General features: G+C 63.9%; 13 protein-coding genes and 4 pseudogenes. 14 read left to right on the forward strand and 3 right to left on the reverse strand.

Features of this window, described 5'->3' with window-relative positions; genetic code table 11:
* The 4 genes from ACVJ5M_RS48850 to ACVJ5M_RS48865 all read left to right on the forward strand — a co-directional run bounded on the left by ACVJ5M_RS48850 (position 1) and on the right by ACVJ5M_RS48865 (position 3,577).
* Positions 1–501 carry a hypothetical protein gene (locus tag ACVJ5M_RS48850; RefSeq protein WP_162479037.1) on the forward strand — a complete coding sequence of 167 codons (501 nt, stop codon included), beginning with the start codon at positions 1–3 and terminating at the stop codon, positions 499–501.
* 225 nt (positions 502–726) lie between these two features.
* Positions 727–1,878 carry a DUF3734 domain-containing protein gene (locus tag ACVJ5M_RS48855; protein WP_162479036.1) on the forward strand — a complete coding sequence of 384 codons (1,152 nt, stop codon included), beginning with the start codon at positions 727–729 and terminating at the stop codon, positions 1,876–1,878.
* Positions 1,879–1,913: 35 nt separating this feature from the next.
* On the forward strand, positions 1,914–2,705 hold the full coding sequence (locus ACVJ5M_RS48860; RefSeq protein WP_231145664.1) for an acetoacetate decarboxylase: 792 nt from the start codon (positions 1,914–1,916) through the stop codon (positions 2,703–2,705).
* A gap of 83 nt (positions 2,706–2,788) precedes the next feature.
* Positions 2,789–3,577, forward strand: a complete 789-nt coding sequence (locus tag ACVJ5M_RS48865; protein WP_231145663.1) for a 3-hydroxybutyrate dehydrogenase — start codon at positions 2,789–2,791, stop codon at positions 3,575–3,577.
* A 680-nt stretch (positions 3,578–4,257) separates the two neighbouring features.
* Here ACVJ5M_RS48865 and ACVJ5M_RS48870 read toward each other — a convergent pair.
* Positions 4,258–4,506 carry a hypothetical protein gene (locus tag ACVJ5M_RS48870; RefSeq protein WP_354098432.1) on the reverse strand — a complete coding sequence of 83 codons (249 nt, stop codon included), beginning with the start codon at positions 4,504–4,506 and terminating at the stop codon, positions 4,258–4,260.
* Between the two features lie 387 nt (positions 4,507–4,893).
* On the opposite strand from ACVJ5M_RS48870, the pseudogene ku reads away from it, so the two are divergent.
* From ku to ACVJ5M_RS48895, 5 genes and pseudogenes are all read left to right on the forward strand, one after another.
* A pseudogene (gene ku, locus ACVJ5M_RS48875) lies at positions 4,894–5,819 on the forward strand (non-homologous end joining protein Ku).
* A 164-nt stretch (positions 5,820–5,983) separates the two neighbouring features.
* Positions 5,984–6,397, forward strand: coding sequence for a response regulator (locus ACVJ5M_RS48880; protein ID WP_162479031.1), 414 nt, complete (start codon positions 5,984–5,986; stop codon positions 6,395–6,397).
* An 82-nt stretch (positions 6,398–6,479) separates the two neighbouring features.
* Positions 6,480–7,268 carry an alpha/beta fold hydrolase gene (locus tag ACVJ5M_RS48885; RefSeq protein WP_162479159.1) on the forward strand — a complete coding sequence of 263 codons (789 nt, stop codon included), beginning with the start codon at positions 6,480–6,482 and terminating at the stop codon, positions 7,266–7,268.
* Entirely contained in the window at positions 7,269–8,417 is a 1,149-nt protein-coding gene (locus tag ACVJ5M_RS48890; RefSeq protein ID WP_354100342.1) for a PAS domain-containing sensor histidine kinase, read from the forward strand.
* Between the two features lie 179 nt (positions 8,418–8,596).
* Positions 8,597–10,801: a PAS domain S-box protein gene (locus ACVJ5M_RS48895; protein WP_354100341.1), complete on the forward strand. Its 2,205-nt coding sequence runs from the start codon at positions 8,597–8,599 to the stop codon at positions 10,799–10,801.
* A 136-nt stretch (positions 10,802–10,937) separates the two neighbouring features.
* Here ACVJ5M_RS48895 and ACVJ5M_RS48900 read toward each other — a convergent pair whose 3' ends face one another.
* Both ACVJ5M_RS48900 and ACVJ5M_RS48905 read right to left on the reverse strand, forming a co-directional pair.
* The gene (locus tag ACVJ5M_RS48900; RefSeq protein WP_354100340.1) at positions 10,938–11,204 is read right to left on the reverse strand and encodes a hypothetical protein; all 267 of its coding nucleotides are present in this window, start codon (positions 11,202–11,204) and stop codon (positions 10,938–10,940) included.
* 54 nt (positions 11,205–11,258) lie between these two features.
* Positions 11,259–11,642 (reverse strand): annotated as a pseudogene (locus ACVJ5M_RS48905) (SOS response-associated peptidase family protein); the annotation flags it as partial.
* Positions 11,643–11,760: 118 nt separating this feature from the next.
* Here ACVJ5M_RS48905 and ACVJ5M_RS48910 point away from each other — a divergent pair.
* The 5 genes and pseudogenes from ACVJ5M_RS48910 (at position 11,761) to ACVJ5M_RS48930 (ending at position 16,023) form a co-directional block, all read left to right on the forward strand.
* Complete coding sequence (locus ACVJ5M_RS48910) at positions 11,761–12,681, forward strand: LysR family transcriptional regulator (protein ID WP_162479026.1); 921 nt, start codon at positions 11,761–11,763, stop codon at positions 12,679–12,681.
* Positions 12,682–12,782: 101 nt separating this feature from the next.
* Positions 12,783–13,997: an MFS transporter gene (locus ACVJ5M_RS48915; protein WP_231145659.1), complete on the forward strand. Its 1,215-nt coding sequence runs from the start codon at positions 12,783–12,785 to the stop codon at positions 13,995–13,997.
* Between the two features lie 135 nt (positions 13,998–14,132).
* A pseudogene (locus tag ACVJ5M_RS48920) lies at positions 14,133–14,360 on the forward strand (cyclophilin-like fold protein); the annotation flags it as partial.
* A gap of 13 nt (positions 14,361–14,373) precedes the next feature.
* Positions 14,374–14,799, forward strand: a pseudogene (locus tag ACVJ5M_RS48925) (zinc-binding dehydrogenase); the annotation flags it as partial.
* A gap of 18 nt (positions 14,800–14,817) precedes the next feature.
* The gene (locus ACVJ5M_RS48930; RefSeq protein ID WP_456679813.1) at positions 14,818–16,023 is read left to right on the forward strand and encodes an arabinose transporter; all 1,206 of its coding nucleotides are present in this window, start codon (positions 14,818–14,820) and stop codon (positions 16,021–16,023) included.
* Positions 16,024–16,091 lie beyond the last annotated feature (68 nt).

The following is a 16,091-nucleotide window of genomic DNA, read 5'->3' on the forward strand; positions in this document are numbered from 1 at the left end:
ATGAAACGAAAGACACTGATGCTGTCGCTCACCGCGACGCTCGCAACAGCGACGCTGTCGACGCACGCCGCGTTCGCGCAATTTCCGCCGCCGCCCCCGATGGCGGGACCTCCGCCGATTGCAGCCGGCGGTCCGCCGCCGCTGGCAGCCGGGGGCCCTCCGGCCTTTGCGGCTCGTCCTCCGATGGGACCTGGCGTTGCGCCGCGTGCCGGCCTCGCCGGCGGGGCGCCTCGTCTCGGTGCCGGACCTCCGCCGCGCGGCGATCTCGCCGGCGTCGGAAGGGGCGGACCGGCGAACGCCACCCGTGCCGCATCGGCCGGCTACGGCCGCTTCGGCGGCTATGGCCGTTACGATGGATCGCGGTACGGCTATCGCGGTGCGTATGCGGCGAGCGCTTACGCGGGAGCCGCTGCGGGTTACGCGTACGGACGCGGCTACTCGTCCGACAGCGACTGCTACTACACCTATACGCGCCACCGTCGCGTTCTGGTCTGCGACTGACGACCACGAAAGTCCGTCCTTTGGGGGCGCGTCGGCCCGCCGAACAGATCGGCGTGGCTGACGACTCCGCACCCGGCACACATCAGCTCCAGCACGCGCATGTGAACGCGAGTGTCTTGACCATTTAATAAACTATACCGTATAGTTCATTAAATGATTGGCTATGCGGGCCGGCCGGCGGAACGAGCCGCCGGCTTGAACAACCGAAAATCAAGGGCAAGAACCATGAACTTTCAGCCTCGACAAAATCTCGCGACCGCCGACCGGCGTCTGCCGTTCGATTGCATCGCCCTGCTGCTGCAGGGCGGCGGCGCCTTGGGGGCCTACCAGGGAGGCGTCTATGAGGCCTTGGCCGAAGCCGATATCCATCCCGACTGGATCGCGGGCATTTCGATCGGGGCGATCAATGCCGCGATCATCGCCGGCAATCCGCCGAACGTCCGGGTCGATCGGCTCCGCGAGTTTTGGACGCAGGTGACGCTGGACGCGCCGTTCACCGATCTGATGAACGGCGATCACACTCGCAATTTTCTCAATCAGGTGAATGCGGGCTTTGCTGCGGTGTTCGGGGCGAACGGATTCTTTTCCGCGCGGCCGTTCGCGCCGTGGCTGCAAGCGGGTGGAACGCTTGCCGCCACCAGCATCTACGACACCAGCGCGCTGAAGACGACGCTGGAGCGTCTCGTGGATTTCGATCGCATCAACGCCGGTGTGACGCGGTTCAGCGCAGGGGCCGTGAACGTGAGGACCGGCAATATGGTCTATTTCGACACTGCCACCCATACCATCCGGCCGGAGCACATCCTGGCGAGTGGAGCGCTGCCGCCGGGGTTTCCAGCGGTCGAAATCGATGGCGAACAATATTGGGATGGCGGCCTCGTATCCAACACTCCGTTGCAGTGGGTGATCGAGTGCGGCGCCCGTCAGGACACGCTTGTGTTTCAGGTCGACCTCTGGAGCGCGCGCGGCCAGATCCCGGGCAACATGGCGGAAGTGATCACTCGTCAGAAGGAAATCCAATACTCCAGTCGCACGCGGGCGAGCACGGACCAGTTCAAGAGCCTGCACCGGTTGCAGCGAGACCTGGCGGCTCTTTTGAGCAGGCTGCCGAAAGACCTGCGCGAGCAGGAAGACGTCAAGCTGCTCAGGACTGCTGCCTCTAACAACGTGCACAGCCTGGTCCACCTGATCTATCGCGCGCGGGACTACGAAGGCCACTCGAAGGACTACGAGTTTTCCCGTCTGTCCATGCAGGACCATTGGCGCGCCGGCTATCACGATGCCTTGCGCACCCTTCGGCATCCCGAGGTGCTGGCCCGCCCGACGACTGCGGACGGCGTCGCCACGTTCGATCTTGAGCACGACGGTCGCGAATAGGCCGGCCGGCTCTTCCCAGTCACAGGAGAATTCAAATGCGCGAGAGTGAAGTCGTGAGGCGTGCGTTCGCCATGCCGCTGACGAATCCGGCCTATCCGCCGGGACCGTATCGTTTCGTCGACCGCGAATACCTGATCATCACCTATCGGACCGATCCGGCGAAGCTGCGATCGGTCGTCCCGGCTCCGCTCGAACTCGACGAGCGCGAAGCGCTGGTCAAGTACGAATTCATCCGCATGCCGGATTCCAACGGTTTCGGCGACTATGCGGAGAGCGGCCAAGTCATCCCCGTGTCGTTCCGCGGTCGCAAGGGCGCCTACACCCACTGCATGTTCCTGAACGATGAGGGACCGATCGCGGGCGGCCGGGAGCTCTGGGGCTTTCCGAAAAAGCTTGGCCAGCCGACGTTGCGGACCGAGCTCGATACGCTGATCGGTACGCTGGATTACGGTCCGCTGCGGGTAGCGACCGGCACGATGGGATACAAGCACCGCGAAGCCGACGTGGCGCAGGTGAAGGCCGCGCTGCAGGAGCCGAACTTCCTGCTCAAGATCATTCCGCACGTCGACGGCAGCCCGCGGATCTGCGAACTCGTCGAATATCACCTCGAGCAGCTTGTCTTGAAAGGCGCGTGGACCGGACCCGCCGCTCTCTCCTTGACGCCCCATGCCCTCGCTCCGGTGTCCGATTTGCCGGTGCTCGAGATCGTGTCCGCGGTTCACATCCGCGCAGACCTTACGCTGGGATTGGGCAAGGTCGTTCACGATTATCTGCAGCAGCCGGTCCGACGTCCGGTCGGGAGCTACGAGAGAGCTCTGGTTACCTGACCTAAGTGCTCGACGGGCTGCGTAGGTCCGGAAACACCGCGGCGGCGAGCCGCACCCTCACACATCAAACAAGGAAAGGCCAAATGAGTATTCTGAAAGGTAAAGTCGCAGTCGTGACCGGGTCCACCAGCGGCATCGGTCTCGCGTATGCTCGTGCTTTCGCGGGCGCCGGGGCCAACGTCGTGCTCAATGGAATGGGGGCGCGGGCCGATGTCGAGAACGAGCGCTCCGCGATCGAGAGGGAATTTGGCGTCAAGGCGGTCTATTCGGCTGCGGACATGGACAGCCCGGACCAGATCGCCGAGCTCATCGCGCTGGCGGAAAGCACCTTCGGCAGCGTCGATGTCCTCGTGAACAATGCCGGCGTCCAGCACGTCGCCCCTGTCGAGGAGTTTCCGGTCGACAAGTGGAATGCGATCATCGGGATCAACCTGTCGTCCGCCTTCCACGCCATCCGTGCAGCCGTGCCCGGCATGAAGAAGCGCGGCTGGGGCCGGATCATCACCACGGCCTCGGCGCATTCGATCGTCGCTTCGCCCTTCAAGTCGGCCTACGTCGCCGCCAAGCACGGCATCGTCGGACTCACCAAGACGGTGGCGCTGGAGCTCGCTCGGTCCAAGATCACCTGCAACTGCATCAGCCCCGGATACGTCTGGACGCCGCTGGTGGAGAAGCAGATCCCGAACACGATGGTGACGCGCAACATGAGGAGGGATGAGGTTATCAGCGAGGTCCTGCTCGCGGCCCAGCCCACCAAGGAATTCGTCACCGTGGAACAGGTAGCTTCGCTGGCGCTGTTCCTGTGCAGCCAGGACGCCGCCCAGATCACCGGCGCCAACCTTTCCGTCGACGGCGGCTGGACGGCCGCATAGCCGAGTGACTGAGAAGCGGACCGCAAAAAAATTGCTCGCGAACACCTGCGCTAGATCAAGCGGCGGTGCTCCAGCTGCGACCCCTCGTACCCAACATCAACAAACATCTGGAGAGAAGATCATGAACAAGCGACTAATCGCGAGCGTCGTCGGCTGTGCGTGCCTTACCATGGCGACGGCCGCCGAGGCCCGAACCTTTTACGATGGATCCTGGAATCTCCTTTTCGTCACGCAGCGCGGCAGCTGTGATCCGACCTACAGCTTTACCGTGAACATAAACGACGGCTTCGTCACGCATCCCAATCTGGTTAAGTTTGCCGGGCACGTCGGACGTTCGGGCGCGGTTCACGCCTCGGTTACGGTCCACGACAAATACGCAGCAGGGTTCGGGAGGCTGAGGCGAGACGCGGGTCGTGGGAGCTGGAGTGGCCACGCAGCAGGCGCGCGCTGCTCGGGATATTGGACCGCGCAACGAAACGGGTAGGAAGCAGGGTCCTGGTCAACCGGCCGGGGTCTGCTCCGGAGACCGCCCAGCTCATGGCAAAACTCGGGGCCTGGCTCGTCTCGAGCAGGAACCCGGCCGGCGCCGTCGCGACGCTCCCGCTGCAGCGTCCGGATTTCGCGCTCTTGGGCGCGGATCTCGCCCGCATCCGGCGATCTCGTTCCGGATCGGTGGAGTTTCATAGGGTACTGAGGTCGTCCGGCACGTCGCCGAACTTCCGGATCAGCTTGGCGTCGCTGAAGTCGCCGCTCGACGGATCTCCTGTCCGGGAGAAAGCGATGGCGCCGGCGTAACCCGGCTTGCGGGAGAGCGCTTCGGCCCGCATGACCGCGGCGTTGGCGCTCAGGCATTCCGCCGCCTCGCCTGCGGCCACGCCGTCGTCGGAGAAAACGAAAGGTAGAGCGACATAGTAGGTCACATCAGACATCTGGCTCGTCTTTGCGTTCGCGGGCCCTGGGAAGCCGTCCCCGGGCGTAGCCGGGTCGACACCGTCGAGCGGAGCTGGTCCAGCTGCTCCTCCAGAAACTCGTTCGCGATCAGCAGGACCTTCACGGTCTCCCGGGCGTGGCCGCCGCACGCCGCGATCGCCTGGTCGGTGGCGGCCTCAAGGTCGTCGGGGCCGGACCGGCCTGATCGAAGGTAGCGTTCATCCTATTATGTTCCCTGTCTGTTCTCAAGAGTCAAGAGACCCTCCCCCTCCCGTGGCGCAACAGGGAGGCTCCGGGCGAATCTTGGGGATGCGAACGGGCATGTCGGAACCGGCCGTGCCCGTTCGTCTTGAGTCCAAGTCCCGTACTTGGAGCGTTGCGTAACCATGGCCCCGCGAGCGAACTGGAAAGGCTTCCTGCGTCTGTCCCTCGTCATCTGTCCGGTCGCGCTGTACCCGGCGACGTCGGAAAGCGAGAAGATCTCCTTCAACCAGCTCAACCGGCAGACCGGACACCGCATCAAGTATCTCAAGGTCGACGCCGATACCGGCGACGAGGTGCCGAACGAAGACATCGTCAAGGGTTACGAGCTCGAGAAGGGCCAGTACATCGAGGTGTCCAAGGAGGAGCTCGAGGAGATCGCGTTGGAATCCACGCGCACCATCGAGATCGACGAGTTCGTCGACAAGTCCGATATCGACCCGCGTTATCTGACCGCCCATACTACATCCGCCCCGACGGTAAAGTCGGCCACGACGCCTTCGCGGTCATCCGCGAGACCATCCGCGAGATGAACAAGGTCGCTATCGGGCGGGTGGTGCTGACCAACCGCGAACACATCATCGCGCTCGAGCCGATGGACAAGGGCCTAGTCGGCACGCTGCTGCGATACCCGTACGAAGTTCGCAGCGAGCAGGAATACTTCGACGAGATCCAGGACGTCAAAGTGACCAAGGATATGCTGGACCTCGCCAGGCACATCGTGAACCAGAAGGCGGGCAGCTTCGAGCCGGAGAAGTTCGAGGACCACTATGAAAGCGCGCTGATCGAACTCATCAACCAGAAGCGGGCCGGCAAGCCGATCACGCCGAAGGACAAGCCGGCCGCGACCAACGTCGTCAATCTGATGGAGGCGCTGCGTCGGAGCGTCGACCAAGAAGCGGCGCCGGCGAAAGTGGGCAAGGCGGCCAAGAAGCCGCGGAAGGCGGGGGCCGGACAGAAGGAAATGCTGATGCCGATCGCCGGCAAAAAACCGGCGAAGGAAGCAGCGGCAAAGAAGCCCGCGACCTCCAAGCAGCGGAAATCGGCCTGACCACAGGCTGTGGTTATCGAGCCCACACCGGCAATTCTCCTGCAAGGACTCGTCGCTCGGGCGCGGATGGCTGAAAAAGTGAACACTTCGCCCTTTGCTACGTTGGAGCGCGTGGCACGTTTGCTCCTAGGCCTGCGGGTGCCCGTTTTAATGAGAGATGCGAGATGCACCTGAGCAATTCCCAAGCCCCCGCAGAAAGACCGACAATCCTTCTGGTCGAGGATGAAGATCTCCTTCGTGAGATGCTGGAAGAGACCTTGGTCGAAGCGGGTTACGGCGTCGTAAGCGCCGCTTCCGGCGAGGAGGCAACCAATCTGCTCAGCATGCCCCCTTTGCCGCGGGCGCTCGTGACCGACATCAATCTGGGCCGCGCCAGGATGGACGGATGGGAGCTCGCCCGTCTCGCGCGGCAGAACGATCCAGGCTGCGTGATCCTCTACGTCTCCGGCGATAGCGCGCATCGCTGGGCGGCTGACGGCGTGCCGCAAAGTGTCCTCTTGGCCAAGCCCTTTGCCCCCGCGCAATTGGTGGAGGCGATATCCGGTCTCCTCACCCGTTCAGGGTCATTCCCGTCCTAGAAAACGAATGCGCCGGCGGCTATTTGGACGTAGGCTGCCTGCAAAACAACAAGCCGTGCTTCACGCGCAAAGGGTGGTCGAAGTGTCCGTCGAATTCCGCAACAACGTGCAGGTCCGGGGTCGGGGTGAGCGGGCCATGATGTTCGCCCACGGCTTTGGATGCGACCAGAATATGTGGCGCTTCGTGGCACCGGCTTTCGAGCGCGATTTCAGCACGGTGCTGTTCGACCACGTCGGAGCGGGCCGCTCGGACCTCGCCGCTTACGATCGCCAGAAGTATTCCAAATTATCCGGCTACGCCGACGATGTTGTCGAGATTGGCCGCTCACTGCGCCTGAAGGATGCCGTATTCGTGGGGCATTCCGTCAGTGCGATGATTGGAGTGCTTGCCGCGATCAAGGATCCGACACTCTTCGAAAGCCTCATCCTTGTGGGGCCTTCGGCGCGCTACATCGACGATGGTGACTATGTCGGCGGCTTCAGCGCTCAACAGATCGAGGAGCTTCTTTCCTTCTTGGAAGAGAACCACATGGGCTGGTCGGCGCAGATGGCGCCTGCCATCATGGGCAATCCGGATCGTCCCGAACTCGGCGAGGAGCTCACCAACAGCTTCTGCCGTACGGATCCCGCGATCGCCAAGGAGTTCGCCCGGGTCACGTTCCTGTCCGACAACCGCGCGGACCTGGCCAAGGTCAACGCTCGCACGCTGATCCTCCAGTGCAGCGAAGACATCATCGCCGGGCAACAGGTAGGTGCGTTCGTCCAGCGCAATATCCCGAACAGCAAAATGGTGGTCCTGAAAGCAACCGGCCATTGTCCCAACCTGAGCGCGCCGGACGAAGTCGTCGCCGCAATTCGAGATTTCGTCTGAGTGAACAACAATCATCCTGCCGACAGCGATTTCGAAGACCTCTACGAAAACGCACCCTGCGGCTACCTGTCCGTTCGTCCGGACGGTCGTATCGATCGGGCCAATCGGACCCTTGCGGGCTGGATGGGGTACCAGCCCGATGACCTTCCCGGGATGCGGCTTAGCGATCTGCTCAACATGGCGGGGCGCATATTCCTTGAGACCCATGTCGCACCGCTGCTGCGTATGCAGGGCTTCTTCGACGAGTTCGCGCTCGATCTCCTGACCAAAACCGGAACGCGGCTGCCGGCGATCGCCAACGCGCGTGAGCGGCGGACCGACGCTGATGCGCTCCTGTTCACGCGCCTGACGATCATGCGGGCCACAGACAGGCGCCGCTATGAGCGAGGGCTGATCGACGCCCGCAAGGAAAGCGACGAGCTCAAGACCGCTCTAGAGGAGCGCCTGCGACAGGAGCGCGAAAATGCCGAACTGCGGGAGCAGTTCATCGCCGTCCTCGGCCATGACCTGCGCAATCCGCTCGCATCGATCGCGGCCAGCGCGCGGCTGATGCTGAAGGCCAAGACGCCGGAGGACGCGCTGCGGCTCGAGGCCATGATGCAGAGCAGCGTGGCCCGCATGGCCAAGATGATCGAAAGCGTCATGGATCTGGCTCGAGGTCGGCTTGGCGGAGGCATCTCGCTGTCGAAGGCCATCACCGCTATCGAGCCCGTTCTCGATCAGGTCGTGGCGGAACTGGCTGCAGCCCATCCGGATCGCAGCATTGAGAGCAATTTCGAGGTCGAGACCCCGGTGTTCTGCGATCCCGCCCGCGTCGCCCAGTTGTTCTCGAACCTGCTCGGCAATGCGATCAGCCACGGCGCGCCGGACGAGCCCGTGCGGGTCGAAGCGAGCGCCAAGACAGACATGTTCGAACTCTCGGTGGCCAACGCAGGCGCTGCCATTCCCGAGGAGGCCCGCAAACGCCTGTTTCAGCCGTTCTACCGGGGAAAGGCTCACGGGCCATCTCAAGGCCTGGGACTCGGGCTGTACATCGCTGCCGAGATTGCCAAGGCTCACGGCGGTTCGATCGACGTCGCCTCGTCCGAAGCGGAGACTAGGTTCACCTTCCGCATGCCCCTCCAAGGCGAAGGCGCACTACGTCCCTAGTGGTCTGGCACCATAAGAGCCCGGCCGCCCGGGAGGTGTCATGGTACGCTGAGCGCGGAACCAGCGCATCTGACGTTCGTTGCCTATGCGCCAACGGGGGCCATTCCAACCACCAACCCAGCATTAACGGCCGGCAATTGCGATCGACGGCGTTTCCGCTCGACCCGCCTTGGAGGCTCATGACCCAAATTACGGATAAATCGGAGCCGCAGATTGCGGCGTGGCAGTGGAGGCAGATCGTCAATGGGGCCACCGATACTGCCATCATTACGACTGATCTCCAGGGGCGAGTGACGAGTTGGAATACCGGAGCTTCCAAGATCCTCGGATGGGAGCCGGCCGAGATGCTTGGGCAATCCCTGTCCCGAGTGTTCCCCGAACAGGACCAGGAAGCCCAACTTCGCCGTGAAATTGAGGACGCGCTGTCGAAGGGCAAGGGTGGCGGCGAAGAAGGCTGGCGCCTTCGCAAAGATGGCTCACGGTTTTGGGCCGTCGGAGAGCTCAGCCCGATCCGGGACAAATCTGACGTTGTAGGATTCCTCAAGATCTTGAGGGACCGCACGGCGCAACGCAACGCCGAAGAAGCTATCCGAGAAGAACGCCACGCGCTCGAAGTGCTCAACCGTGCCGGCTCGGCGCTCGCCGCGGAGACGGACCTCGAGCGCCTCGTTCAGATCGTCACGGATGCGGGCGTGGCGCTTACAGGAGCCGAGTTCGGCGCCTTCTTCTACAACGTCATCAACAACGCGGGCGAGAGCTACATGCTCTATACGCTCTCCGGAGCGCCGATCGAGGCGTTCTCGAAATTCCCGATGCCGCGAAATACCGAGGTGTTCGCGCCTACCTTCCTGGGGCAAGGCATCGTTCGCTCGGAAGATATCACCAAGGATCCGCGCTACGGGAAAAACTCGCCCCGCAAGGGAATGCCGGAAGGTCACCTACCGGTCCGAAGCTACCTCGCCGTCTCGGTCATATCCCGGACGGGTGAAGTGCTCGGCGGTCTGTTCTTCGGGCATGCGCGGACTGGCGTGTTCAACGAGCGCTCGGAGCGGGGCCTGTCCGGGCTTGCCGCCGAGGCCGCCGTCGCTATCGACAACGTCCGCCTCTCGCAAGCGATGCAGCGCGAAATCGAGGAGCGGAAGCGGGCCCAAGAGGCACTCGTCGAGCTCAACGCCACGCTCGAAGGGCAAGTGACCGAGCGCACCGAACAGCTGCGCAAGAACGAGGAGGCCTTGCGCCAGTCGCAGAAGATGGAGGCCGTAGGCCAGCTCACGGGCGGCGTGGCACACGATTTCAACAATCTGCTGCAGATCATTATGGGCAATCTGGACACCCTGCAGCGCAATCTTCCGTCCGAATCGGGTCGGCTGCAGCGGGCGGCGCGAAATGCGATGACGGGCGCGCAACGGGCAGCCACCCTAACCCAGCGTCTCCTGGCGTTTTCGCGTCGTCAACCTCTCGATCCCAAGCCGCTCGATGTGAACGCACTTGTCAACGGATTGTCGGACATGATCCATCGTACGCTCGGCGAAACGATCGACGTGGAAACTGTCCTCGGTGCAGGCGTGTGGCGGGTCGAAGCCGACCCGGCCGAACTGGAGGCCGCGATCATCAATCTCGCGGTCAACGCCCGCGACGCGATGACGAACGGCGGTCGGCTGACGATCGAGACCAGCAATGCGCACATCGACGAGGCGTACGTCGCCTCGCACACCGAAGTCGTGGCCGGGCAGTACGTCGCCATCGCGGTCACGGACACCGGCGCCGGCATGGACTCGAAAACGGTGGCGCAGGCTTTCGAGCCCTTTTTCACGACCAAAGCTGTCGGCAAGGGCACCGGTCTAGGGCTCAGCCAGGTATACGGTTTCGTCAAGCAGTCCGGTGGTCACGTCAAGATCTACTCGGAAGTGGGAGAAGGGACGACGGTGAAGCTGTACTTGCCGCGGCTCGCGGCGCAAGCGGCAGGTGTTGAGCAAGCCGAGTCCACTCCAAATCCCGAAGCGGGACAGGAAGAGACCATCCTGGTCCTCGAGGACGACGACGAGGTGAGAGCATATTCGGTCGAGACCCTGCGCGAACTCGGCTACCGCGTCATCGAGGCTCACGACGGGCCCTCGGCTCTGAGATTGCTCGAGCGCCAACCTCGCGTGGACCTCCTCTTTACTGACGTCGTTTTGCCCGGCGGCTTGACAGGCGCACAGGTCGCAACCCAGGCGAAAACGCTTCGGCCTGCATTAAAGGTGCTCTTTACGACCGGATACGCGCGCAACGCCATCATCCACCACGGGCGGCTCGACAAGGGCGTGCAGCTGATCGTCAAGCCGTTCAGCTTCGGCGATCTGGGGGCGAAGGTGCGCGACGTTCTCGACGGCGCTTCGGACTAGGGCCCGCCCAGCGGCAGCCGGTTGAAGCCCGCAGAACGCGCGGTCGCACACTTCTCGGTCCGGCCTCCGCGAGTGTCGCAGGCCCGAAGCACCCATCCGGCCGGGTGTCAGGCATCCGGGCGCAAACAGGCCATGCTCAGCGTTCAGACGGACACTCCGGACAGGTATCGCCGATCGAATTCAGCACTTCGCGCACCTCGGCGACCGCCTGCTCCGGAGACAAGCCGATCGGGGGGTCCTGCCTGGCGATGCCCAACGCGTGCTCGCGCGCATGCGGATCGGCACGGTCCTTTGCCCAGCCGTGCTCCTCGCATTCGTGGATGGCGCCGGCTTCCTGCAGCACGTGGATCGCCCAACCGCGCAGGGTCCGGATCGCCTTCGGTCTTTCCCTCGTCATCAGCATCGATATGGCTCCTGCCGGGACGAATCCTTGAGATCGCCGGCTCGTTCCGGGCGGTTAGCACGGGTCAGGGATTCCAAAATGCAGAGGCTCAGGCTTGTCCACCTGTTTCCGCGGCCCTGTGCAGAACCCTAAGCAAAATAGGCGCTGGTCTTCCTTCACGCCGCGAGCAACGATGCGCAACGCCCCGTCCAGAAGCGGCCGCTGCAGCTTCAGGGCCTCGTCGGCTGGCGCGGTCATCCAGGTCTCGACCTCTTCGGGCGTGGTCACGATCACCGGCATCGCCTTCGGGTGGATGGCGCCCACTTCAGCGTTGGGGTCCGTCGTCAGGAACGCGTAGAGGTCGTGGGTGGTCTCGCCTTCCTCGACCTTCCGAACCCACGTCCAGCTCGTCCAGATGCCGGCGAAGCATGCGAGCGGGCGGGTCTCGTCGAGCGCGAACCCGCAGAGCACGATCTTCCATCCGTCTCGCTTTAGCCAAGCTTGGACCTGTGCGGACATCGTTGAGTTTGACTCATCATCGTTGCACCATGACCGCGCAAGGGGCAGAGTCCGAAACATGCGTATCAACCGCACCGATTTCGCCGATTTTGCCTATTTCCTGGCGCTCGCGAAGCATCGCAGCTTTCGCCGGGCCGGCCTCGAGCTCGGCGTGAGCGCCTCGGCGCTGAGCCATTCGCTCAAGGCGCTGGAGGCGCGGCTGGGCGTGCGGCTGTTCAATCGGACGAGCCGGAGCGTCACCCTCACCTCCGCCGGAGAGGAGTTGCAGGCGGCGCTGGCCGCCCCGTTCGATGCAATCGGGACGGCAATAGAAGCGCTTAACCGCTATCGGGACGAGCCCACGGGCCGGATTCGACTCAACGTGCTTGAGCACGCGAGCTCGTTGCTGCTGGCTCCGGTCCTCCCGGTGTTCGTCGAGCGCTATCCCGGCATCGAGATCGATGTCGCCGTCTCAAATCACCTGATCGATGTGGTCGCTCAGGGCGCCGACGCCGGGATTCGATACGGCGGCACGGTGCCGGAGGACATGGTCGCGCAGCGACTGTCCGGCGAAATCTGCTGGGTCGTGGTCGGCTCGCCAGCCTATTTCGATCGGCATGGCGTGCCCTCGCACCCGAGCGACCTGCACGCCCATCGATGTCTGCGTATCCGCCTGGGCGATGACAGCATCTACCACTGGGAATTCGAGAAAGACGGCGAAGAGGTCGCCGTTGATGTGCCGGGCGCGATCACGATCGACGAGACTCAGTTCGCGCTCGCCCTTGTCCAGGCAGGGGCTGCGGTGGCCTACCTCCCGCAGCCGTGTGCGGCCCCGCTGATTTCGCGGGGAGTGCTGCGCAGCGTCCTTGACGACTGGGCACCGATGGGACCCGGGTTCCACATCTATTACCCGGGCCGTCGCCAACTGCCGACCGGCTTGCGCCTGCTGATCGACCTGATCCGAGAGATGCAGCCGCTCGGGCCATATGGGTCCGGCTGATCGATGAGCGCAACTCAACGCTTCATCGCATAGGTTCGGGATAATCCCCGACCGCCTCGCGGCCTATGTTCCGTGCACAGATCATCGCACGGAGCGAGCAAGTGACCGAACAAGCTATCCTCGGCAGCCCCGAGACCTCGGCACGGGGGCAGAGTTCGGATCGGACGGGATGGGGGGCCGTACTCGCGCTGGCGCTGTGCGTCTCGACGCTGATCGCCTCCGAGTTCATGCCCGTCAGCATCCTGACCCCGATCGCATCCGACCTCCATCTCACCGAGGGCGCGGCCGGGCAGGCGATCTCGGTGTCCGGCCTGTTCGCGGTGCTGACCAGCCTCTCCATCTCCACGATGACCCGCGGCATCGATCGTCGGACGCTGCTGCTCTCGTTGACCGCCCTCATGCTGGCGTCAGGTCTCTTGGTCGCGTTCGCGCCCAACTTCGCGATGCTCATGGCGGGGCGCGCCCTGCTCGGGGTTGTGATCGGCGGTTTCTGGTCGATGTCCGCCGCGACCGTCATGCGGCTGGTTCCGGAGAGGCAGGTGCCGCGCGCGCTTGCGATGCTCAACGGCGGCAACGCGGTCGCGACCACCGTCGCCGCGCCCCTTGGCAGCTTTCTCGGTCAGTACATCGGCTGGCGCGGCGCGTTCTTCCTCGTGGTTCCGCTCGCCGTCGTCACCTTCGTCTGGCAGTGGCTGACCCTGCCGTCGATGCCGTCCGAGGCGGCCAAGGAGCAACGCAGTGCGCTGGGCGTCCTGCGCCGTCCGAACGCCCGCCTGGGCATGGCCGCGGTCGCGCTGCTGTTCGCCGGACAGTTCGCCCTGTTCACATACCTGCGGCCCTTTCTCGAAACCGTCACGCGTCTCGATGTTTCCGCGCTCTCCGGGGTGCTGCTCGTCATGGGCATCGCCGGCGTGATCGGCACTTGGCTGATCGGGCGCATGGCGGCGCGCAGTCTTTCGACGCCCCTCATCTTGGCTCCCTTGGCTCTCGCTGCGATCGCCTGCGGCCTGGTGGCGCTGGGGAGCTTCGCCGGGCCGACGACGGCTCTGCTGACCCTCTGGGGCATGATCGGAACCGGTGCGCCGGTCGCCTGGTGGACGTGGGTCGCGCGCCGATTTCCCGACGACGCGGAATCTGCGGGGGGCCTGTTGGTGGCGGTCGTTCAACTTGCGATCACACTCGGCGCCGCTGGCGGCGGGATCCTGTTCGACGCTGCGGGCTATCGAACGACATTCCTCGCGAGTGCGGGGCTGCTTGGAGCTTCGGCGTTGCTGGCCGTTCTCGATGCCCGCGCCAGCTGCTCAGTGGAGGCGTAATCCATGAAGCCGACTACTGAGAATGGACTGTCTCGCCGGCGGCTCGTATTCGCGATGATCTCGACCGATCTAATGCCGCAGGCCGCGTTCGCCGAAACGACGGCTGTTGAGGCACAAACCGGAGGAACGGCGACCATGCGTATCCGTTGCAGTTTCGCGGATCAGACCTTCACGGTAACGCTGGAGGACAATCCGTCCGCCCGCGAATTCGCGGCGATGTTGCCTTTGGATCTCGGTATCGAGGACTATTCGACCAACGAGAAAATCGCCTACCTGCCGCGCAGGCTTACGGAAGAAAGAGGCGGTCCCTTCTCGAACGAGGCCCCGGGCGATCTCTGTTACTACGCACCGTGGGGCAACCTTAAGAGCCGGCAGGAGCCGGCAGGAGCTGGCGCGAGACTTCGGCGCGACCGACATCGTGGCCGAACGAGGGGCCTTGGGGATAGAGCGCGTGAAAGAGCTCACGGCCGGGGTCGGTGCGGACTCCGTCCTGGAGTGCGTCGGTACGCAGGAATCCATGACGCAGGCGATCGATTCCGTCCGTCCTGGTGGATCGATCGGCTATGTCGGGGTGCCGCATGGCGTCACCTTCGACGGGCAGGCGATGTTCTTCGCGCAGCGGCGCATGCTCGGTGGCCCGGCCCCAGTCCGTCGCTTCCTACCTGATCTGATGGACCGCGTTCTCAAGGGCAGAATCAAGCCCGGGAAAGTGTTCGATCTCTCGCTACCTCTCTCCGAAGTCGCGGAAGGATATCGCGCGATGGACGAAAGGCGAGCGATCAAGACGATGCTCACGGTGTAAGGCCGAGGCGCTATCGCGATGTCGGATACAGTGATGCCAAAGTCCGCTGCGGCGCAAAGCCTCGCAACGATCCTTTGGCCGATCATGGCGGTGGTTTTCGTCGCCTTTCTCGTCGTCGGCGTCGCGATGCCTGTTCTTCCGCTCCATGTGCACGATGGGTTGGGCCAAGGCACCTTCGTGGTCGGGCTCGTCGCCGGCAGCCAGTTCGCCGCTTCTCTAGTCTCGCGACCGTGGGCGGGCAACTTCTCCGACGGCCGGGGCGCAAAGCGAGGTGTGGTCGTCGGCCTGCTGGCGGCTGCGGCTTCCGGCGTGCTTTACCTGCTTTCGCTCGGCTTTACCGAGATCCCTCTGATCTCGGTGGCGATCCTTCTGCTGGGACGAGGGCTGCTCGGCGGCGCCGAAAGCTTCATCATCACGGCTGCCGTGAGCTGGGGACTGGCGCTCGCGGATTCCCGCAGCACGGGCAAGGTCATCGCTTGGGTGGGGTCAGCGATGTTCGCGGCCTTCGCGATCGGGGCGCCGGCCGGCGCTGCACTCTACGCCTCTCACGGGTTTGTCGCGATCGGCGCGGCTACGGCCGCAGCGCCGCTGCTGACCCTGCTGATCGTAGCTCCGCTCCGGACGGTTGCGCCGGCTGTCCATGCCCGCTTTTCTTTCGCCGAAGTTCTCGGGGCCGTCTGGGTGCCGGGATTGGGCTCTGCACTGGGCAGCGTAGGCTTCGGCGCAGTGACGACGTTCGTCGCGTTGCTGTTCGCGAACCAAGGTTGGGCCAACGGTTGGCTGGCCTACACGTCCTATGCCCTCGCCTTCATTCTGGCGCGGATTTTCCTGAGTCATCTGGCCGACGCGATCGGCGGCGCTAAAGTCGCGTTGATCTTCGCGGTGGTTGAAGCCCTCGGCCAGACGCTGATCTGGTTGGCCGTCCGTCCGGAGATGGCGCTCGCCGGCGCCGCGCTTACCGGCTTCGGCTTCTCGCTGGTTTATCCCGGCTTCGGCGTGGAGGCGGTACGCCGGGTGCCGGCGCAGAGCCGTGGCCTTGCCATGGGAGCCTACACGGCGTTCCTGGATCTCGCTCAAGGACTCGCGAGTCCTGCGCTCGGCCTGATCGCGGCCGACGCGAGGCTGAACACCGTGTTTCTCGCCAGTGCGGGCACGGTGCTCTGCGCTGCGCTTGTAGCTTTGTGGCTGTTGTCGCATCCGACAGCTCCGGAAGGAGCCGAATGAGAATGCCCGAGGATATCGGACGACGAAGTTCCATGCGTGAGAAGGCTCATCGTTTCATCAAACGCTGC

The organism is Bradyrhizobium sp. S3.7.6 (assembly GCF_054061875.1).

Bases quoted from the DNA above. Each gene is read 5' to 3' on its own strand.
- ACVJ5M_RS48850 (WP_162479037.1), top strand. From the start codon at position 1: ATGAAACGAAAGACACTGATGCTGTCGCTCACCGCGACGCTCGCAACA.
- ACVJ5M_RS48900 (WP_354100340.1), bottom strand. From the start codon at position 11,204: ATGCTGATGACGAGGGAAAGACCGAAGGCGATCCGGACCCTGCGCGGT.
- ACVJ5M_RS48865 (WP_231145663.1), top strand. From the start codon at position 2,789: ATGAGTATTCTGAAAGGTAAAGTCGCAGTCGTGACCGGGTCCACCAGC.
- ACVJ5M_RS48860 (WP_231145664.1), top strand. From the start codon at position 1,914: ATGCGCGAGAGTGAAGTCGTGAGGCGTGCGTTCGCCATGCCGCTGACG.
- ACVJ5M_RS48930 (WP_456679813.1), top strand. From the start codon at position 14,818: ATGTCGGATACAGTGATGCCAAAGTCCGCTGCGGCGCAAAGCCTCGCA.
- ACVJ5M_RS48855 (WP_162479036.1), top strand. From the start codon at position 727: ATGAACTTTCAGCCTCGACAAAATCTCGCGACCGCCGACCGGCGTCTG.
- ACVJ5M_RS48910 (WP_162479026.1), top strand. From the start codon at position 11,761: ATGCGTATCAACCGCACCGATTTCGCCGATTTTGCCTATTTCCTGGCG.
- ACVJ5M_RS48870 (WP_354098432.1), bottom strand. From the start codon at position 4,506: ATGTCTGATGTGACCTACTATGTCGCTCTACCTTTCGTTTTCTCCGAC.
- ACVJ5M_RS48880 (WP_162479031.1), top strand. From the start codon at position 5,984: ATGCACCTGAGCAATTCCCAAGCCCCCGCAGAAAGACCGACAATCCTT.
- ACVJ5M_RS48895 (WP_354100341.1), top strand. From the start codon at position 8,597: ATGACCCAAATTACGGATAAATCGGAGCCGCAGATTGCGGCGTGGCAG.